The organism is Planktothrix mougeotii LEGE 06226 (genome assembly GCF_015207485.1).
Classification (GTDB): Bacteria; Cyanobacteriota; Cyanobacteriia; order Cyanobacteriales; family Microcoleaceae; genus Planktothrix.
Genome location: NZ_JADEWU010000030.1, coordinates 1 through 24,187, shown reverse-complemented (window position 1 = coordinate 24,187; position 24,187 = coordinate 1). Strand labels below are relative to the sequence as shown.

Genomic DNA, 24,187 nt, shown 5'->3' with positions numbered 1-24,187 from the left:
CAAGTCAATTGGAGAAAATCGTAATCTTATGCAATTACAACTGGAGTATTTTTTGTTATTAGCGGCGGCTTTATTTTGCATTGGAATTTATGGATTAATTACCAGCCGAAATGCGGTGCGCGTGTTAATGTCCATCGAAATATTATTAAATGCAGTCAACTTGAATTTAATGGCATTTTCTAACTTTTTAGATTCTGCTAATATTAAAGGTCAAGTCTTTACTGTATTTGTAATTACTGTAGCTGCTGCTGAAGCTGCCGTCGGTTTAGCAATTGTTCTCACCATTTATCGGAACCGAGACACGGTTGATATGGAAGAATTTAATTTGTTAAAATGGTAAATTCAGTTATCAAGTATCCGCATTATCAGTTATCAGTATTTCTTTACTCTTTTTACCCCGACTTTGAAACAGCCATCGGGGACGGGGGGAATGGGGGGAGGCTTATGCCTTAACGCCCCTGTTCCTCCTAAAATGGTAAATTGTCAGGGCAGAGATTAATCGTAGAAATGGTATGTCAGATCATCAAGGTCATATTTTAATTGTTGATGATACGCCTGATAACTTGAGGTTATTGTCAAAAACATTAGGTGAACAGGGCTATGAAGTTCAATGTGCTATTAATGGAAAGTTAGCATTAATGGCAGTGAAGCATGAGCCGCCCGATTTAATTTTATTAGATATTAAAATGCCCGAAATGGATGGGTATGAAGTTTGTCAGAAGTTAAAAAGTCAGGAAGGGACGGCTGGGATTCCGGTGATTTTTTTAAGTGCTTTAGACGATGTTTTTGATAAGGTTAAAGCTTTTAATGTTGGGGGTGTTGATTATATTACAAAACCCTTTCAGGTTGAAGAAGTTTTTGCACGAGTTGAAAATCAATTAACGATTCGTCGTTTACAAAAGCAATTACAAGATAAAAATTTAAAATTAGAACAATTAAATCAAGAATTACAGCGTTCTAACCGGGAATTAGAAGAATTTGCCTATGTTGTTTCTCACGATTTACAACAACCTCTACAAACAATAACTGGGTTTGCAGAACTGTTATTAGCGTTAAAATCTGAAATTAATTTAGAACAAGAAGCGGATGAGTATGTTGCCCCGATTTTAGATGAGGGGATTAGAATGCAAGAACTGATCAAGGATTTGCTAGAATATAGTCGAGTCGGCACGAAAAAACGGGACTTTAAAGCTATTGATTGTCAGGATATTTTAAAACAATCTTTAGCTCATCTGCATAGTGCAATTGAGGATAGTCGTGCTATTATTACTTCTGAGACGCTACCTGTGGTAATAGCTGATCGGATTCAACTCGGCCAATTATTTCAAAATTTAATTGGCAATGGGATTAAATATCAACGCCCTAATGTTCAGCCTAAAATTGTAATTTCAGTGGAAGAAAAGCCCGAAGAATGGCTCTTTAAGGTTGAAGATAATGGCATCGGGATTAAACCTGAAAATTTTGATCGTGTTTTTCAAGTCTTTCAGCGTCTGCATACGAATCAAGAATATCCGGGGACTGGGGTAGGGTTAGCAATTTGTAAAAAAATTATTGACCGCCATCGGGGAAAAATTTGGATAGAATCACACTGGGGAATTGGCACTACATTTTATTTTACCATACCAAAAGTAGATCAGGGGTAATTATGAAAAATCTGTACAGACGCGCCCTGGCACGTCTCTATTCAGAAAAACAAAAAATTCAACCTCGTCAGCCTCTTGAAATCGCACTTCAAGAAAGTCAATCTCATTGGAAAGATTTATTCCATTTATCTCCAATTGGAATGGTAGAAATTTCCTTAGAGGGGCGTTTTTTGGAGGTTAATGCTTCCTTCTGTAAGTTTGTGGGTTATTCTCAAGCGGAGTTAATGACATTTCAATTAAATGAAATTACTCACCCCGATGATCAAAAGATGAGTTGGCAATCGTTTCGTCAATTAATTAATCAAGAAATTCCTCAATTTCAATTAGAAAAACGCTATCGTCATCAAGATGGAAATTGGGTTTATGCTATTGTTAATGGTTATTTACGCTTAGATGCTCAGGGAAAACCTTGGTCTGTGATGGGGCAAATTCAGGATATTACGGAACGAAAACTAGCTGAAGAAGATATTAAACAACGGGAAGAATATTTACGGTTAATTTTAAATAATATTCCCCAGCAGGTGTTTTGGAAAGATACAAATTTAGTCTTTAGAGGCTGTAATAAAAATTGGGCGGAAGCAGCGCAGTTAGAAAGCCAAGAATATGTGATCGGAAAAACGGATTATGATTTATTTCCTGACCCCAAGATTGGGGAGTTTTTTCGCGCACAAGATCGGCGAGTGATGGCATCTAAACAAGCGGAAATGCACTTAATTGCACCGAAACAAAAACCGGCTGCTGATGGTCGCACGTTATGGTTAGATATTAGCCGAATTCCGATGCAGGATTCTCAGGGAAATGTAATCGGAATTTTAGGCGTGATTGAGGATATTACGGAACGAAAAGAAATTGACGAAAAGCTAAGATTAACGCAGTTTTCAATTGAGAAATCTAGGGATTATTTCTTATTTACCGATTGTAAGGCTCAATTTTTTGATGTGAATGAAGCGGCTTGTAACGCCTTGGGATATTCCAGGGAAGAATTACTGCAAATGAAGGTTAAAGATATTGATGCTCAAGCACCGGATAACGCATGGCCGATTCCTTGGGAGGATTTAAAACAACAAGGTTCTTTTACGTTTGAATCAGTGCATAGAAGCAAATCGGGTCAGGATATTAGTGTGGAAATTACTTTGAGTTATTTAGAATATAATAAAAAAGAATATGGCTGTGCAATTGTTCGGGATATTTGCGATCGCAAACAAGCAGAAATAGCCTTACAACAAGCTAAAGAAGCAGCAGAAGCAGCAAACCATGCCAAAAGTGAATTTTTAGCCCGCATGAGTCATGAATTGCGAACCCCCATGAATGCAATTCTGGGATTTACACAACTTATAGAACGAGATTTAGAGCGCAATCCTAAAGTTTTTTTGGCGAATCATAAAGAGCATTTAGACATTATTAGTCGCAGTGGTGAACATCTTTTAAATTTAATTAATGATGTTTTAGAAATGTCTAAAATTGAAGCGGGACGCATTGTATTAAATCCAGCCAAGTTTGATTTAACTTGCCTTTTGGATTCTATTAATGATATGTTAGCCTTTAAAGCAGAATCGAAAGGCTTAGATTTTAATGTGATTGCCAATCCGAATCTTCCCCAATATATTGAAACGGATGAAAGTAAACTTAGACAAGTCTTAATTAATCTTTTGGGAAATTCGATAAAATTTACCGAAAAAGGGTCGATTACTTTAAGGGTAAACCCTTTAAATACCAACTTATCTTCCAACCCAATTTTAATCAATTTTGAAGTTGAAGATACTGGCCCAGGAATTTCAACAGAAGAGTTAGCTTTATTATTTCAACCCTTTGTACAAACCGAAACAGGTCGAAAATCTCAACAGGGAACTGGACTGGGTTTACCGATTAGCAAACAGTTTGTGCAGTTAATGGGAGGAGATATAACTGTTACCAGTGAAGTCGGAAAAGGGACAATATTTCAATTTTATATTCAAGCAAATTTAGCCAATTTTTCGGAAATTCGCTGTCAAGAATTAACCCAGCAAGTGATAGGGTTAGCACCCAATCAACCCAATTATCGAATTTTAGTGGTTGATGATAATTGGACAAATCGACAGTTAGTGATTAAGGTTTTAAACCCTTTAGGATTTCAAATCAAAGAAGCCGAAAATGGTCAAGAAGCAATTACCCTTTGGGAAAGTTGGCAACCTCATTTAATATTTATGGATATGCGAATGCCTGTGATGAATGGGTATGAAGCAACGCAATGGATTAAACAGCGTTTACAGGGTCAAGCAACGGTAATTATTGCGTTAACAGCAAGTGCGTTACAACAAGATCAATTAGTGGTTTTATCAGCAGGATGTGATGATTTTATTCGCAAACCTTTTCGCGTTGAAGTCTTGTTTGAAAAAATTGCTCAACATTTAGGGGTAAATTTTATTTATGAACAGGATGAAATAGATTTAGAACCCTTAGCAATGTCGGCTTCTTCCGTAGAATTAAATCATATTGCAGAATTAACACCAGAAGTGTTAGCGTTGTTACCCAAACCCCTTGTTCAAGAGTTATATCAAGGTTCCCTGAAACTTAATTCTAAGTTAGTGACTGAAGCTATTAAAAAAATCCCCGTTTCTCAGCAATCGATTGGTCAATTATTAACACAGTTAGTCAATGATTTTCGATATGATGTTATTATCGATTTAACAGAAGCGATCGCTGAAAAAAATTAAGGTTCAATTTTAAATTTCCAAACCAAAATTTGATTCTCATCCCCACAACAAATAAATTGTTGATTATCAGGACTAAAAATAATCGGGGGATATCCTGCGAAACAATGAGATAAGATTCCTAGCTGGTGTGGTTGACTCATATCCCATAAATAAATTCTGCCATCGTCGCTGCTACTAGCTAACCATTTACCATCAGGACTCATCGCCAAAGATGAAACAATTTTTGAATGTTCGGTTAAGGTTTTAATTAATTCTCCGGTGTTTAAATCCCATAATTTGATGGTATGGTCAGCACTTCCACTGATTAATAAAGGTTGAGTTGGACTTAAGAAAAGACTGGAAACTTGATCTAAATGTCCGGTTAAGGTTTTTAAGCTTTTTAATTGGTAAACTTGCCAAATTTTAATGGTTCCATCAACACTAGAACTGGCAAATAAATAATTTCTTAATGAGTGCTGATTGACATTTGATGAAGATTGATTTATAATAGAAACATTAATAAATTGAACCGCTAAAACTGCTTCTAAATGTTCACAATAACGATAGAGTAATTCCCCGTTTCTTTGATTCCAAAGCTTAATACTATGGTCTTCACTACCACTAGCAATAATAGAACCATCAGGACTATAAGCAACGGTATAAACCGCACCGCAACGATGGCTATAGGGAGAACCGGAATGGCTAAAAAATCGGTCGGCGATCGCTCTTTTATCTAAATTCCAAGAAATTAAGGTTCGATCTAAACTTCCACTCACTAATTTACGGCCATTGGGACTAATAGCTAGGGAAGAAATAGCGGCTTCATGACCCATTAATCGATGTAAGAATTGCCCTGTTTTTAAATTCCAAATCCTTAAGGTTTTATCCTGACTTCCACTAATTAATAGATATCCATTGGGGCCAATAGCTAAGGCTTGAACAGGAGCTTGATGACCCGATAAAATATTAGTACATTTTAGGTTAAGGTGAGAGGAAATGGATATAAAAGGAAATTCAATTTGAGGTTTTGGAAGGGATTGTGATTGAGATAAGGGAGGGTTTAACGTTGCAATTAAGCTAGACTTGACAGGAGAATAAAAAGCCGAATTGTATTCTTTTAATAAACAATGAGTTGTGGGAAATGGCAGTGAATCCGGCTTAAAAAAGAGTTGATTTTCAGAAAAAGAATGAGAAGAAATAGCTTGTAATTCAGTCGCTACGATAATATTTAAAGAGGAGGGAGGTGGAATCGTTGTGATTGGTTTTAGGGTATTCGGTTCTAAATCCTGTAATACTTCTTCAACGGTTTGATAACGGTCTTTAACTAAATCTTTGAGTAATTTATCTAAGATTTGATTAAGTTTAGGGTTTAAGGTTTGATTAATATTTGCTAAATGCGATCGCCAAATTAATTCTCCACTGAAGGGATCAAATAATTGATTAGGCGGAATTTGGGTGAGTAAATGAATACAAGTCATTCCCAAACTATATAAATCACTAGCTGGATAAGCCTTTCCACCGCGCATTTGTTCCAAGGGTGCATAACCTACAGTTCCCGTCAAAGTTCCTGTATGGGGTTGTAATAAATTCAGGCTATATTTAGCAATTCCAAAGTCTACTAAAACTAATTTCTGATCACTTTGACGACGAATAATATTATCGGGTTTAATATCTCGATGAATAATATGATGTTGATGAATAAATTTTAAAATCGGTAAAATATCTTGTAAAAGTTTAATAATTTTATCTTCACTAAAAAAGCCGTTTTCGTTTAATTCATGCAATAAATTTTTGCCTTCAATCCATTCTTCAATTAAATAGAGGTGTTCTTCTTGTTCAAAATAAGCATATAAGCTAGGAATTTGAGGATGAATCCCTAATTCTTGCAGACGTAAGGCTTCTTGATTAAATAGTTCAATAGCTTTTTGAACCCAGGAAATTTTATGAGATTGAGGCGAAAATTGTTTAATAATGCAGGGGGTATTAAACCGATCTAAATCAACGGCTAAAAATGTACGACTCATCCCTCCTTCCCCTAGCTCCTGTACAGCACAATAACGTTCTTTTAAGAGTAACGTCGTCCCACAGGTTTGACAGAGGTTAATTCCTGATGGATTTTGGGGTTTTCGACAATAGGGATTTAGACAATAACTCATCGGATTTGGCATACCAGAATATTAGGTTTAGGATTTGGGGTTGATGCCTCAAGTTCCGAAAGCCGATCGTTTGAACTCATTATATTAGAGTAGTCGATGAATGAAAAATTTAGCTTAATCTTAAGGATGATTTAGCTTTTTAAGCTTGAGTTTAAGCGGTTGTAATCCTGGAAAGCAAACTAATGTAAATCCGATTCCCAAATTCCAATATAAATTCGATCAAGTTGATCTCGTTCAATAATCCCTTCGAGGGAATCAATCACAAATAAATAAGACTGCCTTTGGCGATTATGAACACTTTTTAATCCGGCTTCTAGGGAAGAACTTAAGCGACAACCCGACATACTATTGAGGGTAATTAAAATGGTTTGTAAATCAACTTGTTGCGAAAAAGCAGCTTCCGTTTGTCGTAATTTTCCCGATTGTTGATCAAATAAAAAACCCACACTAACTCGGTTAGGAATTAAATGATAAAAAATAGCTTGGGTATTAGGCCAATAGCCAATTTCTGTTCCAGTGGGAGTTCCAAACATTTGAAACACTTGACTTTTATCAACACCGGGTCGAAACCCCGGAATTCCATCACCTGTGGGAACTTGATTGCATTGGTCAAGATCGATTTTAGAATCGTGGGGAGAGGTGATTTTTGGAACAACAGGAATGGAAAAATCAGGAATAATAGTAGCTGCAATCAGTTGACTTTCTTCCGCAGGAAAACAAAGGATAGGGGAAGCATAATTTTCAGAATAGAGAAGCATAGGTAATAAACCTGTTAAAAACAATTTTAAAATAATAGATAGCCTCCTTTAGCTTGCTTTTAGAACTATTAAATAAACTTCTTAAAAATTGAGATTAAGGTTGTACTCAACCTGCCCACCCAACTGTTTTTTAATCCCCAATTAAAGATAAACTTAAGATGGCACTGAGGATTAAAATAACAGTTGGGTAAGTTTTATTGTTGTGATAACCCATATTGGTTATTGCTGGGAAGATTGTTTTTCAATCACCGCTTGACGGAATCCCAAAACCACTAAAATATTAGCCAAGGTTAAAAAAACTTCCGCACCACCATGTAACCAATCAATATTAGCTAAGGCTTCCCCATAAGCTACCTTGGCATAAATTCCCGCCGGAATTGTAACACCAACAAACACTAAAGTTCCATAAAATCCAATTAATGCTAAACGAGGCATTTGACCCGAACGAGTTAAAAACCACAAAAACCCTAGATAGGGAAATAAAGAAACAGCAAATAAGGTGTCTTTTGATAACATCATTAATCCCAGGTTAGAAAACTGTGAATAGGGGTAATCCGCTTTAATTTTTAACAGAATTGGCATCGCGCCAAATCCACCAAGCTGCTGCACAGAGGGTGGTATTTCCCACAACGGTCATGGTCGCTTGTAGGGTGACTAACCATTCTAAAGAAGCCGGATTATCAAAATAATGCCAGGTACAGGCACACATGGCACTGACTAAAGACGGTAACATGGCGAAGGAAAGAACCCACCAAGCTCGATTTTGAGTGATTTCTCCATAAATCCAGATAAACCAAATCGCGGCGATCCATTCAATTACACTCGAAATATGAATGATCCAAGTTGGAATCGATAAAGCGTGCATAATTTCACAAGAGATAACAGAAAAGTTCAGTCAGATTTTATTCCGATATTTATGTTAATTTAATTGGCGTGCAATCTGATATAAAGTTAGATGTCGAGTTAGAGTTGGGAATCGGCCAGCGAAAGGGGAAACCATGCAACGGGTGATTTGTTGTGGATATTATGGAAAAGGCAATGGCGGGGATGAAGCCTTGTTAGCGTCGTTGTTACAAATGTTACCATCTACGGTTGAACCCATTGTCCTGTCTGGAAATCCCGCCCAAACCCAAGCTTATTATCAGGTGGAAGTCTGCGATCGCATGAATGCCTTTCAAGTCCTGAAGGCTCTACGTCGTGCAGATGGGTTAATTTGGGGCGGAGGTAGCCTCATGCAAGATGTCACCAGTGCCATCAGTCCTTTCTATTATGGGGGATTGATGGGATTGGCGCAACAGATGGGACTCAAAACGATGGCCTGGGCCCAGGGTATTGGCCCCTTGAACCGTTCTATTTCCCAAGGGTTGGCAAAAAAAACCTTTTCCGGCTGTAATGTCGTTAGCGTGCGGGATACGGGTTCTGCAAGGTTATTGTCTAACTGGAATATTCCCTTTACCTTGGCCCCTGACCCGGTTTGGGCTTTGGATGCTCAACCTGTCGCCCGGTTGTGGGATTTACCCGCCCCTAGAGTGGCGTTGACGTTGCGACCTGATCCCCAATTGACACCGGAACGGTTATCATTAATCATTCGGGCGTTAGTCTCGTTTCAAAAAGCAACTCAAACGTTTATTTTATTAATTCCATTTCAACCGATTCAAGATTTAGCGATCGCTCAAGTTTTACATCAAGCCCTTCCCGAAAATAGTCAGGTTTTAATCTTAGAAGATCCGCGACAATTAAAAGGAGTGTTTCGAGGGGTTGAGTTTGTGATTGGGATGCGATTTCATAGTTTAATTATGGCAGCAACCCAAGAATGTAAATGTTTTGCCTTGAGTTATGACCCCAAAGTGAGTCGATTAATGGAAGAATTAGAATTACCGGGATGGGAAATTGATCAACTTCCCGATGATCCGAATCTTATCAGTAAAACCTGGATTGATTGTTATGCCCATGATGAACCTTTATCGAAGGGAAAAATTGAATTTTTTGTAGATCGGGCAACCGTCCATCAAGAATTATTGTACTCCCAGTTCAATTAAGTTATATTGTTTATTTTTTGTCATTAATTTATGGTTCGCGTCCGAGTTCGTCAGCACGTTAATCCTCTCAGTCAAAAATATCAAGCTCCTGTTATTGTTCCTGACTGGTCTAAGATTTATAAGAATTTGCATCAACCACTTCATTTAGATATTGGTTGCGGGAGAGGTTTATTTTTATGGGAATTAGCTCACTTAGAACCGCAATGGAACTTTCTAGGGTTAGAAATTCGAGAACCCTTAGTCAATGAAGCAAATACTTGGCGAGATCAACAAGAATTAACGAATTTACATTATTTATTTTGCAATGCTAATACTTCAATTCAACCGATTTTAGAGTCCTTACCCCCCGGACTTTTAAAACGGGTGAGTATTCAATTTCCTGATCCTTGGTTTAAAAAACGGCATCAAAAACGACGAGTGGTTAAACCGGAATTAGTAGACAATTTAGCTCGTTATTTAACAGAAGGATCAGAAGTTTTTGTGCAGTCGGATGTTGAGGAAGTGGCGATAGAAATGTGCGATCGCTTTTCAGAAAATGGGGCGTTTCATCGTACCCAAAATGATTGGTTAGCTGAAAATCCGCTTCCAGTTCCCACAGAACGAGAACAGTCTACTTTAGAAAAAGGTGAACCTGTTTATCGAGCTTTATTTATAAAGTAGGGAATTGGGAATTACGAATTACGAATTGGGAATTACGAATTACGAATTACGAATTACGAATAGGAAATAAATACTGACCAAAACTGAGAGGAGAAACATTCAGACAATTTGCTTTTAGCCTGAACGCTTCTCCTCTAATCTTTGACCGTAACCCTAAAATTGTATAAAAGTGAGGATTCTTATGATTTAGGGAAAGGCCAACATTTAAAATTTACAAAAGAAACAGAAGTTGTTTTTAAATTTTGAAAAGTTTTTATTTGAAAAAAATTAAGCACCAATTGCTTCTTCAACACCGGGTAAACGTTGGGCGGAATAACCTACACCACGCACGGTTAAAATATATTCAGGATTGCGTTGATCTTCTTCAATTTTTGCCCGTAAACGAGCAACATGAACATCTACAACCCGCATATCCGCAATGCGTCGAGGGGTATATCCCCATAATTCTTTGAGAATTTCAGAGCGAGAAACAGCTTGTCCAGATCGCTTAACTAACAACTCCAACAAATTGAATTCAATATAGGTTAACGGAACCACTTTCTCGCCTTTATACACTCGCCGTTTGACCGTATCAATTCGCACCGCTTCAATTTGAATGACTTCCGGGCTTAGGCTATGGGATAAATGGGTATCTTTAAAGCGTCGTAAAATGGCATGAATTCGAGCTTCTAATTCTTTAGGAGAAAAGGGTTTTGTTAAATAATCATCAGCCCCTAATTCTAAACCTGTAATCCGATCTGCAACGTCCCCTAAAGCGGTTAACATAATAATCGGAACATCAGATTTAGTGCGAAGTTCTTGACACACCCCATAACCATTGAGTTTAGGCATCATTACATCCAAAACTAACAGGTCAGGACTTTCCCGTTCAAACATTTCCAGCGCTTCTAAACCATCGCCTGCGACTACCACATTGTAGCCAACCATCGAAAGACGAGTTTTTAAGATGCGCCGAATCGCGGATTCATCATCAGCAACCAGGATTTTTTCACCGTTGCGTTTTTCATCAAGTTGGGGTTGTACACTCATATCTGCTTTTATGATGGATGGATCGGCTATCGATTTAGCAATACCAAAGCAAATCATATCCATGTCGCAAGTTCTCAGGACTGCTTCTCCCCACAAATCCCGATAACTTGCACAGCGATATGATGGGACAGAAACTCACTCGCTTTTGGGGTGGGTGATTCAGTCTAATGCTTAAGATTGCTGTCTATTATGATAACATACGTTTTCAATTTGTTATCAAACTTAACAATTTCCGGGATGAAGGTCACATTCAGTTACACAACTTAATATTTTTTAAACAAAAAACGGTGTTAACGGATACTTTAACAATTAATATAGGGGAAATGATAAGCTTTAACAAGAGGCTTATAAAATCAAATTCGTTAATAAAATTGATTGTCCAAAGGTAGTTTAGTAAAAACAATGCCGAATCCATTTCTAGGAGTCAGGATTCCTCCTGAACTGAATGAAGCACTTATGGCAAGAGTAGAAACAACCGGACAATCTAAGTCGGATATTGTGATTCAGGCTTTAAGTGCTTACCTGGGAATAGCCACGCAGCACCAAAAGCTTGAAAATATGGAGACACGACTGTCTACATTAGAACTGAAGTTAGAACAACTGACTCATCGAATTGACAACTAGGAATTCAGGGAATACGGGAAACGGGAATTAAATTTTAAATAACACGTTTAAAGCTAACAATTTATGGCTAAATTTAAGTTACGCCGATCTCAAAATGTTTCGGGGAATTTTTACGTTGATGAGACTTGTATTGATTGTGATACTTGTCGCTGGATGGCTCCCGAAGTGTTTAACCGTGAAAATGAACAATCAGCCGTTTATCATCAACCAACCACTCAAATAGAACAAGAACACGCTTTACAAGCATTATTATCTTGTCCGACCGCTTCTATTGGCAGTGTTGAAAAGCCTTCAGAAATTGTCAAGATTCAACAAATGTTTCCGCTTCTAATAGAAGACAATGTTTATCATTGTGGATATCATTCTCAAGCGTCTTTTGCAGCAACCAGTTATTTTATTCAATATCCCCAAGGCAATATTTTAGTGGATTCTCCTCGATTTACCCCGGCTTTAGTTAAACGATTAGAAGCATTAGGGGGAGTCCGTTGGATGTATTTAACCCATCAAGATGATGTGGCTGATCATCAGAAATTTCATGATCATTTTGGATGCGATCGCATTTTACATCAAGATGAGATTCAGGAAGGAACAAAAGATATAGAAGTCAAATTAATCGGAACAGATAATATCCAATTAAGCGATGATTTGCTGATCATTCCTGTTCCAGGTCATACCAAAGGACACACCGTTTTATTGTATCAAAATAAATTTTTATTTACTGGAGATCATTTAGCTTGGTCAAACACTCTGCAACAGTTATACGCCTTTCCAGACTATTGTTGGTATTCCTGGACAACCTTAATCAATTCGATGCAAAAATTACTAAATTATTCCTTTGAGTGGGTGCTTCCGGGTCATGGACGGCGCTATCATACGGATGCAGTTACGATGCAGCAACAACTCCAAATTTGTATAAGCTGGATGGAGACACAAAATGCCAGAAAATCGTGAGTGCTGATCATTAAAGTTATTATTACTTGAAGCTTAAATTCTAAACCCATGACATCAACAAAACCAAAAAATTTACATCTTGAAAAAATAGCAGTTGTCCGAAAAATGCGACAATTAAGTAATATTTTAGATAATGCAATTCGGGTTCCGGGTACATCGATTGGGATTGGAATTGATCCAATTTTAGGGTTAATTCCAGGAGGAGGGGATATCTTAGGAGGAATTCTTTCGATTTATATTGTATTTCAAGCCTTTAAATTAGGTGTACCCCGTGAAACCTTAACCCGAATGGTGTCTAATATTGCTTTAGAAACCATTACGGGGACTGTTCCCGTATTTGGAGATATATTTGATGTCGCCTGGAAATCTAATGTTAAAAATGTGGAAATATTAGAAGCTCATCTTAATTCTCCATTAGAAGGAAAAAAAGCAGATCAGTGGTTTATTATTTTACTATTAAGCGGATTATTATTATTAATTATATTAATTTCTGCCCTAGGTATTTTTGTTTTAACCTTAATTTGGCAGGCATTAATACCCTATTTTAATTCGTGAATAATTTTAAAATGGTGGTTTAAGTTTCGCTAGGAAGTACCCAACAAGCGACTTGATGATGAGGTTCAATCTGTTCTAAGGGGGGATTTTCTTGAAAACAATGTTCAATGGCAAATTGACATCGAGGCGCAAAAGGACATCCTGGGGGATAATCCATTAAATTGGGGGGAGTTCCTTCAATGGTTGATAATGATTCTTGACGAATTTGATCGAGTCGCGGTAAACTTTTTAATAACCCAATAGTATAAGGATGACGTGGGGTTTTATAAAGTTGATGCACCGTTGCTTGTTCAACAATTTGTCCCGCATACATGACTATAATTCGATCTGCTAATCCCGCTAATAAAGCTAAATCATGGGTAATCCAAATCACAGACATTCCCTGTTGATTTCGCAGTTGTTTAACTAATTCTACAACCTGGGCTTGCACCGTTACATCTAATGCCGTTGTCGGTTCATCTGCAATTAATAATTGAGGTTGACACCCTAATGCCATTGCAATCATAACCCGTTGACGCATTCCCCCAGAAAATTCATGGGGATAGTTTTTTAACCGTCGTTCTGGACTAGGAATTCCGACCTGTTGCAAGAGTTGAATGGCGCGATTTTGAGCTTGTTTTGAAGTGAATTTGAGATGAAGTTGTAGAGCTTCTGTAAGTTGTTTTCCAATAGTTAAAACCGGGTTTAAAGAAGTCATGGGGTCTTGAAAAATCATAGCAATATCACGACCCCGGATTTTTTGTAACTGTTGAGCATTCAGTTGAAGTAAATTTTTCCCTTGAAAGTAGATTTCACCCTCGGTAATTTTTCCAGGGGGTGATGGAATTAACCTTAAAATTGATAATACACTCATACTTTTCCCTGAGCCCGACTCCCCAACAATTCCTAGGGTTTCACCGGGATAAACTTGATAGGAAATTCCCTTGACCGCCTGAACAATGCCATCCAGGGTAAAAAACTGAATGGCTAAATTTTTAACCTCTAATAAGGGCATCATAAGGTTTAACATTAAATCAGAATTGTCGAAGAGTAGAGACAGAATCAGTAATATAGCCAGTCTAAATCAGTTGTACATCAGACTTAAAATTCAATTCATCTCCTGGGGCGAGGCTTGCTGTGCCCCTACAAAGACATCGTGTCTTTTTTAGGATTAATAATCTTTATTATTATGAGTGTACAATCCATTTAGACTTGCTATATCTCTACTCATTCCCTAAAAATAACTTCAGTTTAGGCGTTTTTTAGAACCATTTTTTCGGTGTCAAATTTATTTGACAACTCGTAACCGTTGGGTGACTAATGTGACTCCTCCTTGACGCATCAAAATTGCAGAAACCCAATTATCTCCTGATGTATTAGGGGCTTGACCCACTTTAAAAATCCCTCCAGAAGGCAAAAATTCTAGCTGTAAAAGTCCCTCTTGAGTATAAGCTTTTGCCGTTACGGGTTCTGTGATAGCAGTTCCAATCAGAATTTCCTCATTTAAAGGTTCTTGAACAATGGCATCGACCGTATATTCCTGACCGATTTTGACTTCCTGCGGTACATTAAAAACTACCGTTGGGGGTTGGTTTCCTAATGTTAATTTATTTTTTTCCGCTAGAATTTCCTGTTGTACAATTTTTCCGCCTTCAATCTGTTGCTGCGAAGTAATTGTTGAGGTTAAGCTAAATTCTCGATTATTAATCGTTTTGGTTCCCGTAATTTCTGTTACTGTTGTGGTGGTTAAAGCGTTTCCATTTTGTTGCCAAGATTGCAATTGGGTGCGATAATTCAAACGAGAATATTTATTCCAAAAATCTTTAAGAACTTGTTTGAGCGTTTGATGATTTAAGCCATCGGAATTGGTAAAATTAGAACTATAAAAACCCATCACAGCTTCTACATCCTGACGATTAGCCGCATCATCAATTTGAGTTAAAAGATTGGTCACGTTAGCGGGTGCTGTTTCTGGGGTTTCGGCATTAACGGGCTGAGAAATTGCTGTACCCGTTCCCCAAATTACCAATCCTAAAACCACAGAAAATAAGGGTGTTGGCAATATAGGGCGCGTCTGTATAAAAGACTTGTTCTGAGAAGATGGCCGTTGAACGGTTGGGAAAATTGTCATCTGAATTCAAGGTTAAGGATTTGTTCTGAACCGATAAACGGTATAAGAATAGCGATTTTGTGTGAATTTTATGGTAACTTAAAAATTCATAACACTAAATCGAACGCAGAGTAGGGGAGAAAACTTGAGTCAAACACCCATTCGCTTACTGATTGCCGCTAGTGGTACAGGGGGACATTTATTTCCGGCGATCGCCACTGCCGAAAACCTGTCAGATTTTGAGATAGAATGGTTGGGTGTGCCTGATCGCTTAGAACGAGAATTAGTTCCCCCCGAATATCCCCTGCATACGATTTCCGTTGAAGGTTTCCAACAACGCTTCGGTTTCGGAACCCTAAAAATTTTAGCAAAATTCGCCCTTTCCCTGGTGCAAGTCACCTCTCTCCTCAAAACAGGACAGTTCCGAGGGGTATTTACCACGGGCGGGTATATTGCGGCACCTGCGATTATCGCGGCTCGTTTCCTCGGTCTGCCTGTAATTTTACATGAGTCTAACGCCTTACCGGGTAAGGTGACTCGGAATTTTGGCCCTTGGTGTAATACCGTTGCTTTGGGGTTTGGGGCGGCTGTTCCTTACCTAGCTAATGCTAAGACCGTTGTTGTGGGAACTCCCGTGCGTTCGGCTTTTATGCAAGCGTCTCAACCCTTGTCTTTTTTCCTCCCCGATGACGTTCCGGTTATTGTGGTGGTGGGAGGAAGTCAAGGTGCGGTGAGTGTGAATAACTTGGTGCGACAGGCGGCCCCTAGTTGGTTTGAAGTTGGGGCTTGGGTAGTACATTTAACCGGAGACAATGACCCCGATGTTGAAGCCTTGAACCATCCTCAGTATATTAAAATGCCTTTCTACAATAATATGGCAGCCCTCTTGAAACGGGCAAATTTAGCGGTGAGTCGGGCAGGTTCAGGAACCTTAACAGAATTAGCCATTACCCACACTCCTTCGATTTTAATTCCCTATCCCTTTGCAGCCGAAGATCATCAAACCTATAACGCCAATGTTTTTGCTGAAGCGGGTGCGTCCTTCGTCTTTCAACAACAGGATTTAACCGCCGACTTGCTGGCAAGTAAAGTTTTGTATCTGCTACAATCACCCCAACAGTTACAACAAATGGCGGAAGCCACAGCAGCCGTCGCCGTTACCAACAGCGCCCAACAGTTAGGGGATTTAATCCGAAATTTAATAATTTAAGTGGGTCTGTATCAACACATACTGTTTTTCTCAGTGATTTCCGTCACACGGGGATCACTGCAATATCACATCCAACCGGGATTCTACTCATACCGTTATGCCCGATAATAAGAGATAGTACAGAACATAGAGTTTTCTGAGGGTGTGGGTATGAAATTCGCAGCAGTAACCACCGCAGTAGTGATGATGATTTTGGGTTTAACTGTTCCCGCTCAAGCTGAGAACCCCGCCCATCTCAAGCAGCTATTGGAAACGAAAAACTGCCCTGGATGTGATCTCAGTGGCGCTCAATTAGTCGGTGTGAATCTTCAGGGTGCTAACCTCCGAGATGCCAACTTAAATGGCGCTAACTTACAAGGTGCTAATCTCAACGAAGTCAATTTTAATCGGGCTGGATTAACTGAAGCGAATTTAGAAAGTGCTAGTCTAATTGCTGCTAAATTACATGGTGCTAATTTAGAAGGTGCTAATTTAAGCCATTCTAACTTGAGTTTAGCGGGTTTAGTGATTGCCAGTTTAAATAATGCTAATTTAAGTCATGCTAATTTAATTGGGGCAAATTTAGAGAGTGCCGATTTAACAGGGGCTAACCTAAGAAATGCTCAACAATCCGTTGCTAATTTAGGTGAAGTGAAGTTACAAGAAGGCAGTTTATATGGATTTGATATCAGTGGTGTGAATTTACGCGATGCTGATTTAACAGGGGCTAATCTCACAGGTGCAAATTTAAACGCTTCAGATTTAGCCGGAGCTACTTTAGAAAATACCACCATGATTAATGCAAATCTCATGAATATTCGTCGGTAATCATGACATCAATTTTTTGTTCACCGTCCTTAACTTGGGTTGGGGATGGTGTTTTTTGTTTCGGGATGGCTCTAGGGTACTTAAGTTGCAATTCTTGTATCATTATTTCTTTAGTTGTTATTAAGCACAATGTGGAACAGGCATCTTGCCTGTTGTACACCTCACCACGATAATAACCGCTATAGGAGTTATTAAGAGCGATCGCAACCCCACACCCCAACCTTAGACCGCAGAGCAATTATTCTCTTCTGTAAAATCCGTAATCGGAATTAGTGTAACATTACAATTAATAGCAGTATTCGATTGACGTTCATCAACAGTAATTAAAGGATAATTTAGATTTAATGCTAAAGCAATATATAGAGAATCATAAATAGCTAATTGATGGGTTAATCCAATATCTAAGGCAACAGATAGTAAGTGATGAACAGAAATAATTTGAAATGGAATAGATTGTAAATCCTGAATTAGTAATTTTGCTTGTTTTTCAGGAAGTCCATAAAATCTAACTTGCTTCCAAATGACATTTGTACATTCTAATAAGCAAAATTCAGGGATGTAAAACTGATCTCCTTCCAAGAGGCGATTAAAAAGTATTCGGGTTTGTGCAGTGTATTCTTGCTGAATAAATCGCTGAATCACAATACTAGCATCAATAATATAATGATTCATTATTTATTGCGATCCTCCTGTAAAAGTTGTAAGGTAGAAGGAACAGAGTTAGGAGGATTCCAAATATGAGAATCAATAGATTTAAAGATTTCCGTCAACTGGTGTTGATTAGAAGATTGTTTGATAATTTTTTGTTCTCTAAGTCTTTCATCAACAATTGAAACAATTAGGGTTTTTAATTCTTCAAAGTCGAGATTAGATAACGGTTGTTTTAACATGATTTTTAGCTCGTCTAGTTATTTATCAGTGAGACACTTTCTGGAGACATTGTTAATGGATTCATCATCAGCTTTACATTTAGTAAGATTATTGATAATGGCTATATCATTATAGCATAATATTCATGTTATCAGGTGCGATCGCATTTCAACACCTGAACTGAGTTAGAAAAGTAATAGTTTTTGCTTCTGTAGCCCGTTAATATTAGATTGTGATAATATTAGTTAAATTGTACTGATCAATAATCAAAATATGAAAATTAAAGTCATTGTTTGGCAAGAAGATAATGTTTGGTGTGCGAGTGTTCCTGCATTACCGGGTTGTCATACTTGGGGTGAGAGTTATGAACATTTAATGGAAATGGTGAAAGAGGCAATAGAAGGTTGGTTAGAAGTTGCAAGTCAACAACAGTCTCCCACTGAACAACAACAATTAGTGGAGATTTCTCTATGAAGTCAGTTTCGGGGAAAGTGCTGTGCAAAATTGTTGAAAAGGGGGGATGGAGATTAAACAGGATAAAGGGAAGTCATCATATTTATACTCAAGAAAATAGTTCAGTTCTTCTTGTGATCCCTGTTCATGGAAATAGAGATTTACCCATCGGAACATTAAAAGCGATTCTGAAGGATGCAGGTTTAACTGAAGATGATCTTAATTTATAATTGATTGTTTTTTAGGAGTTATTAAGAGCGATCGCATTTCAATACCTCAAAAAAACGATCACATTTCAATACCCCAAAAGAGCGATCGCCTCTCCAACTTCCCTACAAAAATGATAAAATGTTATAATCTGATCGAACTGTTTTATCAAAAACTTGAAATAATATTTTATGGGTATGAACGTTGAACAAATTGAAAAGGCAATTTTAAATCTCTCTGAACAAGATTTTAGTAAATTACGCAATTGGTTATTAGACTTAGATTATCAACAATGGGATAAACAGTTAGAACAAGATATTATAAAGGGTAAACTTGATGATATAGCATCTGAAGCACTTGCTGAATTTGAAGCCGGAGATTATCAAGAAATGTAATGCACTATACTAATAGCAAATTCTGGTTATTTTATAATCAGTTACCTGAAGATATAAAACAGATAGCAGATGAATATGATAGATTAATTAGTAAATAAAAGCGATCGCACATCCAACTTCCTGAAAAAGCGATCGCATCTTAAACTCTTACTAAACTTAACGTATTTCACAAAATATGGAACTATTTAGGTATAAGAATCCAAAGTTCACCATTATAAGCTCCCGTTGCTGGATTATAAGGTTGATCTGCTAAACCAACGTATCGATCTGCAATTCGATGATCAAGAAAATAATTACCATTAGCAGACTTTATAATTACTCTACCTTTTCCCGCATCAACAAGTTCCCAAAGTTCACCATTATAAGCTCCCGTTGCTGGATTATAAGGTTGATCTGCTAAACCAACATATCGATCTGCAATTCGATGATCAAGAAAATAATTACCATTAGCAGACTTTATGATTACTCTTCTTGATACAACAGGTTGAGAAGCTTGTAAATGATCCCAAACTGTCTTTCTAAATTCAACATTGGGAATGTTTGAAAGTTTATCCATCCAAATTCCATCATTACTTGGACTCCAAACACAACAATCTACATTACCATTGACTAGCAGAATATCGGGGCGATTAGATTGAGCTTGAGCTTCTTTTGGTGTTTGATTAGGAAAACCCGCCATTTCAGCAATTGCTAAACTGGTACTCACGGCTAAAGTAGTCAAAAATTTTGAGAATTTCATATTTTAATTTTTGGCAATTTGATTATCGATCTTCTGTCACTCTATTTTTTTTAAGAGGTTAATGCAATCTTAAAATATCTTGTTTTATCTTGTCTTTTGTTACAAAATATTCCCTTTAATATCTTAAATTATCTTGAAATGTCTTGCTCAAAAAGTGTATAATGGCTGAAACCCCTACCCTCATTATATTTATGACTATAGCAGAAATTTTACAATTAGCTGATGAATTGGTTTATACTAAAAAAGGGAAACACTTAGATGATCTTCAGGAGACAATCATTAAGGGACTTTGGGAAGATCAAACCTATCAGGAAATTGCTCAGGAATCCAACCGTAGCGAGAGTAGGGTTAGAAATATCGCTGCTAAGTTATTACAATTGTTATCTGAAGAATTAGGAGAAAATCTTGAAAAAGCCAATTTTCGTTCTACTTTTAATAGATTAAATATTTCATCATCTCGCAATCAACATATTTGTCATGTTACTGGTACTAATCATAACTTTAATTATAATCCACAAATTATATTTGCCTCAAAAGAAGATAATCCAGATAATTCAAATAATAGTAAAACTAAATCATCTTATCACGATTTAACCTTAGCTCCTCAAATAATTAAATTTTATAATAGAGAAACTGAATTACAAACCATTTCTAATTGGATATTTAATCAAAATAAACCTTTAATCTCAGTCTTGGGATTATCAGGAATAGGTAAAAGTTACTTGGTTAGAAGATTTATTGATTTAAACTTAGAACAATTTGAAGTCATTATTTGGAGAAGTTTAAAACATCCTGAATCTTTAGATTTGTTAATTGATGATTTACTCAATTTTTTTGAAATAGAAATCAAAACCAACCCCAATAATAAATTTAAACAATTATTCGATATTTTAACAAAAAAACGATGTTTAATAATTCTGGATGATGTTGAAAATATCTTTATTACTGGTGAATTTGCAGGACAATATCAATCTCAATATCAAGATTATCAAAACTTTTTTACTAAAATTATTGAAACACATCATCAAAGTCATGTAATTTTAATTAGTCAGGAAAAATGTAAAGAGATGGAATGTTTAGATGAGGAATTATATCCTGTTAAATGCTTAGAGTTGTCAGGATTAGATAGTAGTGAAATCCTAACTAATATGGGATTAAAAGATGAAGATAGTTGGCAAAATTTAATCAATTTATATGAAGGTAATCCTTTTTATCTAAAAACCATTGCTAACTCAATTAAAAATATTTATGATGGTAATGTATCGGAATTCTTAGCAGAAAATCAAGACAATTGTGGAACAGGAATTTTGCCTGTTATCACAATGCAAATACAAACAAATTTACAAGTATTATTTAATAAGTTATCACCGATAGAACAACAAATTGTAATCAAATTGAGTGATTCTGAACAGCTTGTATCCAGAGAAGATTTAAAAACAAGTTTAGATTTATCTTCAACAGATTTAATTAATAGTTTAGAATCTTTACAACAAAGATATATACTCCAGAAAATCAAAGGCGATAAAATTATGTTTAAATTAGATTCTATTTTTAGAGAATATGTGAAAAATTAAGGATTTCATCAATTTCATTTAATTTATTTTCTTTTAACTGTTGAGCAGTGGTTTGTATCCAGAGATAAAAATCTTTTTCATAAAGAGTATTAGGTTTTGTCGTGGATGAGTTAATCATGGTTAATCGCCTTTAATTTATCATTTATGATTAAATATGTATCCTATTTTTATAAGAAGTTACAAAAAACTATAATTTGTTGTAAAACCCCCTGTAAATTTTGTCTAATCTCTTGATTTTTAATTCTGATTATTTTTAACCCTCTGGCAGCTAAAATAGCATCCCTTTCTTGATCTGATTCAACTTGTTGTTCATGAATTTCTCCATCCACCTCTATAACTAATTGAGCTTGATGGCAGTAAAAATCGACGATAAAACCATCAATAATTTGCTGACGACGAAAGTGTAATCCATTTAAGTTATTTCTTCTTAACTGTTCCCAGAGGATTTTTTCTTCTGGGGTCATTTCTTGACGAAGTTGTTTAGAACGCTGGTATTTTTCAGACGTTATTTTCTGTCCGACAATAATATTTTTTCGTTCCATCTCGATATCTTTTATAGCATTAAAATTTTACGTTGGTGTGAGATCGCTTGTTTGACCTCTCCCCCAACCCCTCTCCTACAAGGAGAGGGGAGCAAGATTAGTATTTGTGATCACAACAAAAGTCTATCAGATCATTCCCCCATTCCCTCGCAGGGAAGGGGGGTTAGGGGGGTTAGGTCAATGCTGGAATACCCAAAATATCCTCAATTTTCGGCATTTCTTCTAACGGAATGACCCGACCTTCATCTTCAAACCCAGCAATTTGATCGAAGTTCAAATAACGGTATAAATCCGCAGCAAACGGGTCAACTTTCTGCGTCACAATGTCCCGATATTCTTCAACCGTTGGGATGCGTCCTAATAACGCACAAACCGCCGCTAATTCTGCCGAACCTAAATAGACCCGCGCATCTTTCCCCATACGATTATTAAAGTTTCGAGTAGAGGTAGAAAACACCGTTACCCCATCCGCAACTCGCGCTTGATTTCCCATACAAAGGGAACATCCGGGCATCTCCGTTCTCGCTCCAACGGTATTAAAAACCTCATAAATTCCTTCATCTCGTAACTGCTTTTCATCCATGCGAGTTGGGGGACAAATCCATAAGCGAACATTCGTTTGTTCTGCCCCTTCTAATATCTTCGCAGCCGCGCGATAATGCCCGATATTCGTCATACAAGAACCGATGAATACCTCATCAATTTTGTCCCCCGCACATTCCGACATTAACTTAATATTATCAGGGTCATTGGGAGCCGCCACAATTGGCTCTTTAATCTCGTTCAAATCCACTTCAATAATATCAGCATATTCGGCATCGGTATCGGCTGCCATTAGCACCGGATTTGCTAACCATTGTTCCATTTTTGCCACCCGTCGCATCATCGTTCTGGCATCTTGATAACCCCGTGCCACCATATTAGTCATTAGGGCAACATTGGAACGTAAATACTCAGCAATGGTTTCTTGACTGAGCTTAATCGTAGACCCAGCACAGGAACGTTCTGCCGTGGCATCGGTTAATTCAAAGGCTTGTTCCACTTTTAAATCCGGTAAGCCTTCCATTTCCATAATCCGACCATTGAAAACATTTTTCTTGTTTTCCTTAGCCGTCGTTAACTTCCCTTGCTGCATGGCAACGTATGGAATAGCGTTAACAATATCCCGCAATGTCACCCCCGGTTGTAATTCTCCTTTAAATCGGACTAACACCGATTCCGGCATATCCAAGGGCATCACCCCCAAGGCGGCGGCAAATGCTACTAACCCCGAACCCGCCGGGAAGGAAATCCCCAGGGGAAAACGGGTGTGGGAGTCGCCTCCAGTTCCCACCGTATCCGGTAACAACATCCGGTTTAACCAAGAGTGAATAATCCCATCCCCCGGACGCAGGGCAACACCGCCACGAGTCGAGAAGAAATCGGGTAATTGTTGATGGGTTTTAATATCAACGGGCTTCGGGTATGCTGCGGTGTGACAGAAACTCTGCATCACCAAATCGGCGGAAAATCCTAAACAAGCCAGTTCTTTAAGCTCATCTCGCGTCATGGGGCCAGTGGTATCTTGAGAACCCACCGTTGTCATCAACGGTTCGCAGGATGTCCCCGGACGGACTCCGGGCAACCCGCAGGCTTTTCCGACCATTTTTTGGGCGAGAGTAAAGCCTTTTCCGGTATCTTCGGGCATGGAGGGACGCACAAATAACTCACTAGGTTCAAGTCCCAAGGCGGCGCGGGTTTTATCCGTTAAGCTGCGACCAATTAATAAGGGAATACGACCACCCGCCCGGACTTCATCTAAAATCGTATCGGGTTTGAGGGTAAAGGTGGAAATCACTTCTCCCGCTTCGTTGGTAATTTCGCCGTTGTAGGGATGAATGGTAATCACATCCCCAGTATTCAGTTTACTGACATCACATTCAATAGGTAAAGCACCGGAATCTTCGGCCGTATTAAAGAAAATTGGGGCAATTTTTCCCCCTAGAATATAGCCGCCCCCCCGTTTATTGGGAACGTAGGGAATATCGTTACCAATATGCCACAACACAGAGTTAATCGCTGATTTCCGAGAAGAACCTGTGCCAACAACATCTCCGACATAAGCGACAGGATGCCCTTTTGTCTTCAGTTCGGCTATGGTTTCTAACCCTCCCGGCATCCGACTTTCCAACATTGCTAAGGCGTGTAAGGGAATGTCGGGGCGGGTGGTAGCAT

General features: G+C 37.8%; 27 protein-coding genes. 14 read left to right on the top strand and 13 right to left on the bottom strand.

The window, feature by feature from the left end; genetic code table 11:
• The first annotated feature begins 28 nt into the window (after nt 1-28).
• The 3 genes from nuoK to IQ236_RS14070 all read left to right on the top strand — a co-directional run bounded on the left by nuoK (nt 29) and on the right by IQ236_RS14070 (nt 4,336).
• Nucleotides 29-340 carry an NADH-quinone oxidoreductase subunit NuoK gene (gene nuoK, locus IQ236_RS14080; protein WP_072718238.1) on the top strand — a complete coding sequence of 104 codons (312 nt, stop codon included), beginning with the start codon at nt 29-31 and terminating at the stop codon, nt 338-340.
• Between the two features lie 172 nt (nt 341-512).
• Nucleotides 513-1,643 carry a response regulator gene (locus IQ236_RS14075; protein ID WP_193869837.1) on the top strand — a complete coding sequence of 377 codons (1,131 nt, stop codon included), beginning with the start codon at nt 513-515 and terminating at the stop codon, nt 1,641-1,643.
• 2 nt (nt 1,644-1,645) lie between these two features.
• Nucleotides 1,646-4,336: a PAS domain S-box protein gene (locus IQ236_RS14070; protein WP_193869836.1), complete on the top strand. Its 2,691-nt coding sequence runs from the start codon at nt 1,646-1,648 to the stop codon at nt 4,334-4,336.
• On the opposite strand, the gene IQ236_RS14065 is transcribed toward IQ236_RS14070, so the two are convergent.
• The 4 genes from IQ236_RS14065 to IQ236_RS14050 all read right to left on the bottom strand — a co-directional run bounded on the left by IQ236_RS14065 (nt 4,333) and on the right by IQ236_RS14050 (nt 8,094).
• Nucleotides 4,333-6,483 carry a serine/threonine-protein kinase gene (locus IQ236_RS14065; RefSeq protein WP_228041636.1) on the bottom strand — a complete coding sequence of 717 codons (2,151 nt, stop codon included), beginning with the start codon at nt 6,481-6,483 and terminating at the stop codon, nt 4,333-4,335. The two genes, IQ236_RS14070 and IQ236_RS14065, sit on opposite strands and share 4 nt — an antisense overlap.
• Nucleotides 6,484-6,650: 167 nt before the next feature.
• Entirely contained in the window at nt 6,651-7,229 is a 579-nt protein-coding gene (locus tag IQ236_RS14060; RefSeq protein WP_228041635.1) for a hypothetical protein, read from the bottom strand.
• A 219-nt stretch (nt 7,230-7,448) separates the two neighbouring features.
• Nucleotides 7,449-7,745, bottom strand: coding sequence for a DUF3593 domain-containing protein (locus IQ236_RS14055; protein WP_193869865.1), 297 nt, complete (start codon nt 7,743-7,745; stop codon nt 7,449-7,451).
• Between the two features lie 43 nt (nt 7,746-7,788).
• The gene (locus IQ236_RS14050; protein WP_072717401.1) at nt 7,789-8,094 is read right to left on the bottom strand and encodes a DUF2499 domain-containing protein; all 306 of its coding nucleotides are present in this window, start codon (nt 8,092-8,094) and stop codon (nt 7,789-7,791) included.
• A 133-nt stretch (nt 8,095-8,227) separates the two neighbouring features.
• Here IQ236_RS14050 and csaB point away from each other — a divergent pair, with 133 nt between their 5' ends.
• Complete coding sequence (csaB, locus tag IQ236_RS14045; RefSeq protein WP_193869835.1) at nt 8,228-9,268, top strand: polysaccharide pyruvyl transferase CsaB; 1,041 nt, start codon at nt 8,228-8,230, stop codon at nt 9,266-9,268.
• 30 nt (nt 9,269-9,298) lie between these two features.
• Nucleotides 9,299-9,928 (top strand): tRNA (guanosine(46)-N7)-methyltransferase TrmB, encoded by a 630-nt coding sequence (gene trmB, locus IQ236_RS14040; RefSeq protein ID WP_193869834.1) that lies wholly within the window; start codon nt 9,299-9,301, stop codon nt 9,926-9,928.
• Nucleotides 9,929-10,195: 267 nt separating this feature from the next.
• Here trmB and rpaB read toward each other — a convergent pair whose 3' ends face one another.
• Complete coding sequence (gene rpaB / locus IQ236_RS14035) at nt 10,196-10,957, bottom strand: response regulator transcription factor RpaB (protein WP_190516229.1); 762 nt, start codon at nt 10,955-10,957, stop codon at nt 10,196-10,198.
• Between the two features lie 402 nt (nt 10,958-11,359).
• On the opposite strand from rpaB, the gene IQ236_RS14030 reads away from it, so the two are divergent.
• From IQ236_RS14030 to IQ236_RS14020, 3 genes are all read left to right on the top strand, one after another.
• The gene (locus IQ236_RS14030) at nt 11,360-11,581 is read left to right on the top strand and encodes a ribbon-helix-helix domain-containing protein (protein ID WP_193869833.1); all 222 of its coding nucleotides are present in this window, start codon (nt 11,360-11,362) and stop codon (nt 11,579-11,581) included.
• A 63-nt stretch (nt 11,582-11,644) separates the two neighbouring features.
• Nucleotides 11,645-12,532 (top strand): MBL fold metallo-hydrolase, encoded by an 888-nt coding sequence (locus IQ236_RS14025; protein ID WP_193869832.1) that lies wholly within the window; start codon nt 11,645-11,647, stop codon nt 12,530-12,532.
• A gap of 48 nt (nt 12,533-12,580) precedes the next feature.
• Nucleotides 12,581-13,087: a DUF4112 domain-containing protein gene (locus IQ236_RS14020; protein ID WP_193869831.1), complete on the top strand. Its 507-nt coding sequence runs from the start codon at nt 12,581-12,583 to the stop codon at nt 13,085-13,087.
• A 19-nt stretch (nt 13,088-13,106) separates the two neighbouring features.
• On the opposite strand, the gene IQ236_RS14015 is transcribed toward IQ236_RS14020, so the two are convergent.
• Nucleotides 13,107-14,084, bottom strand: coding sequence for an ABC transporter ATP-binding protein (locus IQ236_RS14015; RefSeq protein WP_193869830.1), 978 nt, complete (start codon nt 14,082-14,084; stop codon nt 13,107-13,109).
• A 270-nt stretch (nt 14,085-14,354) separates the two neighbouring features.
• Entirely contained in the window at nt 14,355-15,197 is an 843-nt protein-coding gene (locus IQ236_RS14010; protein ID WP_228041634.1) for a nuclear transport factor 2 family protein, read from the bottom strand.
• Between the two features lie 124 nt (nt 15,198-15,321).
• On the opposite strand from IQ236_RS14010, the gene murG reads away from it, so the two are divergent.
• Nucleotides 15,322-16,386, top strand: coding sequence for an undecaprenyldiphospho-muramoylpentapeptide beta-N-acetylglucosaminyltransferase (murG, locus tag IQ236_RS14005; protein ID WP_193869829.1), 1,065 nt, complete (start codon nt 15,322-15,324; stop codon nt 16,384-16,386).
• A 150-nt stretch (nt 16,387-16,536) separates the two neighbouring features.
• Nucleotides 16,537-17,193, top strand: a complete 657-nt coding sequence (locus IQ236_RS14000) for a pentapeptide repeat-containing protein (RefSeq protein WP_193869828.1) — start codon at nt 16,537-16,539, stop codon at nt 17,191-17,193.
• A gap of 222 nt (nt 17,194-17,415) precedes the next feature.
• Here the strand turns inward: IQ236_RS14000 and IQ236_RS13995 are convergent, their stop codons facing one another.
• Both IQ236_RS13995 and IQ236_RS13990 read right to left on the bottom strand, forming a co-directional pair.
• Nucleotides 17,416-17,865 carry a type II toxin-antitoxin system VapC family toxin gene (locus tag IQ236_RS13995; protein ID WP_193869827.1) on the bottom strand — a complete coding sequence of 150 codons (450 nt, stop codon included), beginning with the start codon at nt 17,863-17,865 and terminating at the stop codon, nt 17,416-17,418.
• On the bottom strand, nt 17,865-18,083 hold the full coding sequence (locus tag IQ236_RS13990; protein ID WP_193869826.1) for a hypothetical protein: 219 nt from the start codon (nt 18,081-18,083) through the stop codon (nt 17,865-17,867). The genes IQ236_RS13995 and IQ236_RS13990 overlap by 1 nt, the downstream gene beginning before the upstream one ends.
• A gap of 253 nt (nt 18,084-18,336) precedes the next feature.
• On the opposite strand from IQ236_RS13990, the gene IQ236_RS13985 reads away from it, so the two are divergent.
• The 3 genes from IQ236_RS13985 to IQ236_RS13975 all read left to right on the top strand — a co-directional run bounded on the left by IQ236_RS13985 (nt 18,337) and on the right by IQ236_RS13975 (nt 19,118).
• The gene (locus IQ236_RS13985; RefSeq protein WP_193869825.1) at nt 18,337-18,537 is read left to right on the top strand and encodes a type II toxin-antitoxin system HicB family antitoxin; all 201 of its coding nucleotides are present in this window, start codon (nt 18,337-18,339) and stop codon (nt 18,535-18,537) included.
• Nucleotides 18,534-18,746 (top strand): type II toxin-antitoxin system HicA family toxin, encoded by a 213-nt coding sequence (locus tag IQ236_RS13980; RefSeq protein WP_193869824.1) that lies wholly within the window; start codon nt 18,534-18,536, stop codon nt 18,744-18,746. Before IQ236_RS13985 ends, IQ236_RS13980 begins: the two co-directional genes overlap by 4 nt.
• Nucleotides 18,747-18,914: 168 nt before the next feature.
• Nucleotides 18,915-19,118, top strand: a complete 204-nt coding sequence (locus tag IQ236_RS13975; protein ID WP_228041633.1) for a hypothetical protein — start codon at nt 18,915-18,917, stop codon at nt 19,116-19,118.
• Nucleotides 19,119-19,299: 181 nt separating this feature from the next.
• Here IQ236_RS13975 and IQ236_RS13970 read toward each other — a convergent pair whose 3' ends face one another.
• Nucleotides 19,300-19,857 (bottom strand): hypothetical protein, encoded by a 558-nt coding sequence (locus tag IQ236_RS13970; RefSeq protein ID WP_193869823.1) that lies wholly within the window; start codon nt 19,855-19,857, stop codon nt 19,300-19,302.
• Between the two features lie 191 nt (nt 19,858-20,048).
• Between IQ236_RS13970 and IQ236_RS13965 the strand changes: the two genes are divergently transcribed.
• On the top strand, nt 20,049-21,431 hold the full coding sequence (locus IQ236_RS13965; protein WP_193869863.1) for an ATP-binding protein: 1,383 nt from the start codon (nt 20,049-20,051) through the stop codon (nt 21,429-21,431).
• Here the strand turns inward: IQ236_RS13965 and IQ236_RS13960 are convergent.
• From IQ236_RS13960 to acnB, 3 genes are all read right to left on the bottom strand, one after another.
• Entirely contained in the window at nt 21,409-21,549 is a 141-nt protein-coding gene (locus IQ236_RS13960) for a DUF29 family protein (protein ID WP_193869822.1), read from the bottom strand. The genes IQ236_RS13965 and IQ236_RS13960 overlap by 23 nt on opposite strands.
• A 49-nt stretch (nt 21,550-21,598) precedes the next feature.
• Nucleotides 21,599-21,973 (bottom strand): endonuclease domain-containing protein, encoded by a 375-nt coding sequence (locus tag IQ236_RS13955; protein ID WP_193869821.1) that lies wholly within the window; start codon nt 21,971-21,973, stop codon nt 21,599-21,601.
• 172 nt (nt 21,974-22,145) lie between these two features.
• A partial coding sequence (gene acnB / locus IQ236_RS13950) for a bifunctional aconitate hydratase 2/2-methylisocitrate dehydratase (protein ID WP_193869820.1) occupies nt 22,146-24,187 on the bottom strand: 2,042 nt, incomplete at its 5' end.

What these genes read in the sequence shown, in the direction of transcription:
- nuoK (WP_072718238.1), top strand. Translation starts at nt 29, where the DNA reads ATGCAATTACAACTGGAGTATTTTTTGTTATTAGCGGCGGCTTTATTT.
- IQ236_RS14075 (WP_193869837.1), top strand. Translation starts at nt 513, where the DNA reads ATGTCAGATCATCAAGGTCATATTTTAATTGTTGATGATACGCCTGAT.
- IQ236_RS14070 (WP_193869836.1), top strand. Translation starts at nt 1,646, where the DNA reads ATGAAAAATCTGTACAGACGCGCCCTGGCACGTCTCTATTCAGAAAAA.
- IQ236_RS14065 (WP_228041636.1), bottom strand. Translation starts at nt 6,483, where the DNA reads ATGCCAAATCCGATGAGTTATTGTCTAAATCCCTATTGTCGAAAACCC.
- IQ236_RS14060 (WP_228041635.1), bottom strand. Translation starts at nt 7,229, where the DNA reads ATGCTTCTCTATTCTGAAAATTATGCTTCCCCTATCCTTTGTTTTCCT.
- IQ236_RS14055 (WP_193869865.1), bottom strand. Translation starts at nt 7,745, where the DNA reads ATGTTATCAAAAGACACCTTATTTGCTGTTTCTTTATTTCCCTATCTA.
- IQ236_RS14050 (WP_072717401.1), bottom strand. Translation starts at nt 8,094, where the DNA reads ATGCACGCTTTATCGATTCCAACTTGGATCATTCATATTTCGAGTGTA.
- csaB (WP_193869835.1), top strand. Translation starts at nt 8,228, where the DNA reads ATGCAACGGGTGATTTGTTGTGGATATTATGGAAAAGGCAATGGCGGG.
- trmB (WP_193869834.1), top strand. Translation starts at nt 9,299, where the DNA reads ATGGTTCGCGTCCGAGTTCGTCAGCACGTTAATCCTCTCAGTCAAAAA.
- rpaB (WP_190516229.1), bottom strand. Translation starts at nt 10,957, where the DNA reads ATGAGTGTACAACCCCAACTTGATGAAAAACGCAACGGTGAAAAAATC.
- IQ236_RS14030 (WP_193869833.1), top strand. Translation starts at nt 11,360, where the DNA reads ATGCCGAATCCATTTCTAGGAGTCAGGATTCCTCCTGAACTGAATGAA.
- IQ236_RS14025 (WP_193869832.1), top strand. Translation starts at nt 11,645, where the DNA reads ATGGCTAAATTTAAGTTACGCCGATCTCAAAATGTTTCGGGGAATTTT.
- IQ236_RS14020 (WP_193869831.1), top strand. Translation starts at nt 12,581, where the DNA reads ATGACATCAACAAAACCAAAAAATTTACATCTTGAAAAAATAGCAGTT.
- IQ236_RS14015 (WP_193869830.1), bottom strand. Translation starts at nt 14,084, where the DNA reads ATGATGCCCTTATTAGAGGTTAAAAATTTAGCCATTCAGTTTTTTACC.
- IQ236_RS14010 (WP_228041634.1), bottom strand. Translation starts at nt 15,197, where the DNA reads ATGACAATTTTCCCAACCGTTCAACGGCCATCTTCTCAGAACAAGTCT.
- IQ236_RS14000 (WP_193869828.1), top strand. Translation starts at nt 16,537, where the DNA reads ATGAAATTCGCAGCAGTAACCACCGCAGTAGTGATGATGATTTTGGGT.
- IQ236_RS13995 (WP_193869827.1), bottom strand. Translation starts at nt 17,865, where the DNA reads ATGAATCATTATATTATTGATGCTAGTATTGTGATTCAGCGATTTATT.
- IQ236_RS13990 (WP_193869826.1), bottom strand. Translation starts at nt 18,083, where the DNA reads ATGTTAAAACAACCGTTATCTAATCTCGACTTTGAAGAATTAAAAACC.
- IQ236_RS13985 (WP_193869825.1), top strand. Translation starts at nt 18,337, where the DNA reads ATGAAAATTAAAGTCATTGTTTGGCAAGAAGATAATGTTTGGTGTGCG.
- IQ236_RS13980 (WP_193869824.1), top strand. Translation starts at nt 18,534, where the DNA reads ATGAAGTCAGTTTCGGGGAAAGTGCTGTGCAAAATTGTTGAAAAGGGG.
- IQ236_RS13975 (WP_228041633.1), top strand. Translation starts at nt 18,915, where the DNA reads ATGGGTATGAACGTTGAACAAATTGAAAAGGCAATTTTAAATCTCTCT.
- IQ236_RS13970 (WP_193869823.1), bottom strand. Translation starts at nt 19,857, where the DNA reads ATGAAATTCTCAAAATTTTTGACTACTTTAGCCGTGAGTACCAGTTTA.
- IQ236_RS13965 (WP_193869863.1), top strand. Translation starts at nt 20,049, where the DNA reads ATGACTATAGCAGAAATTTTACAATTAGCTGATGAATTGGTTTATACT.
- IQ236_RS13960 (WP_193869822.1), bottom strand. Translation starts at nt 21,549, where the DNA reads ATGATTAACTCATCCACGACAAAACCTAATACTCTTTATGAAAAAGAT.
- IQ236_RS13955 (WP_193869821.1), bottom strand. Translation starts at nt 21,973, where the DNA reads ATGGAACGAAAAAATATTATTGTCGGACAGAAAATAACGTCTGAAAAA.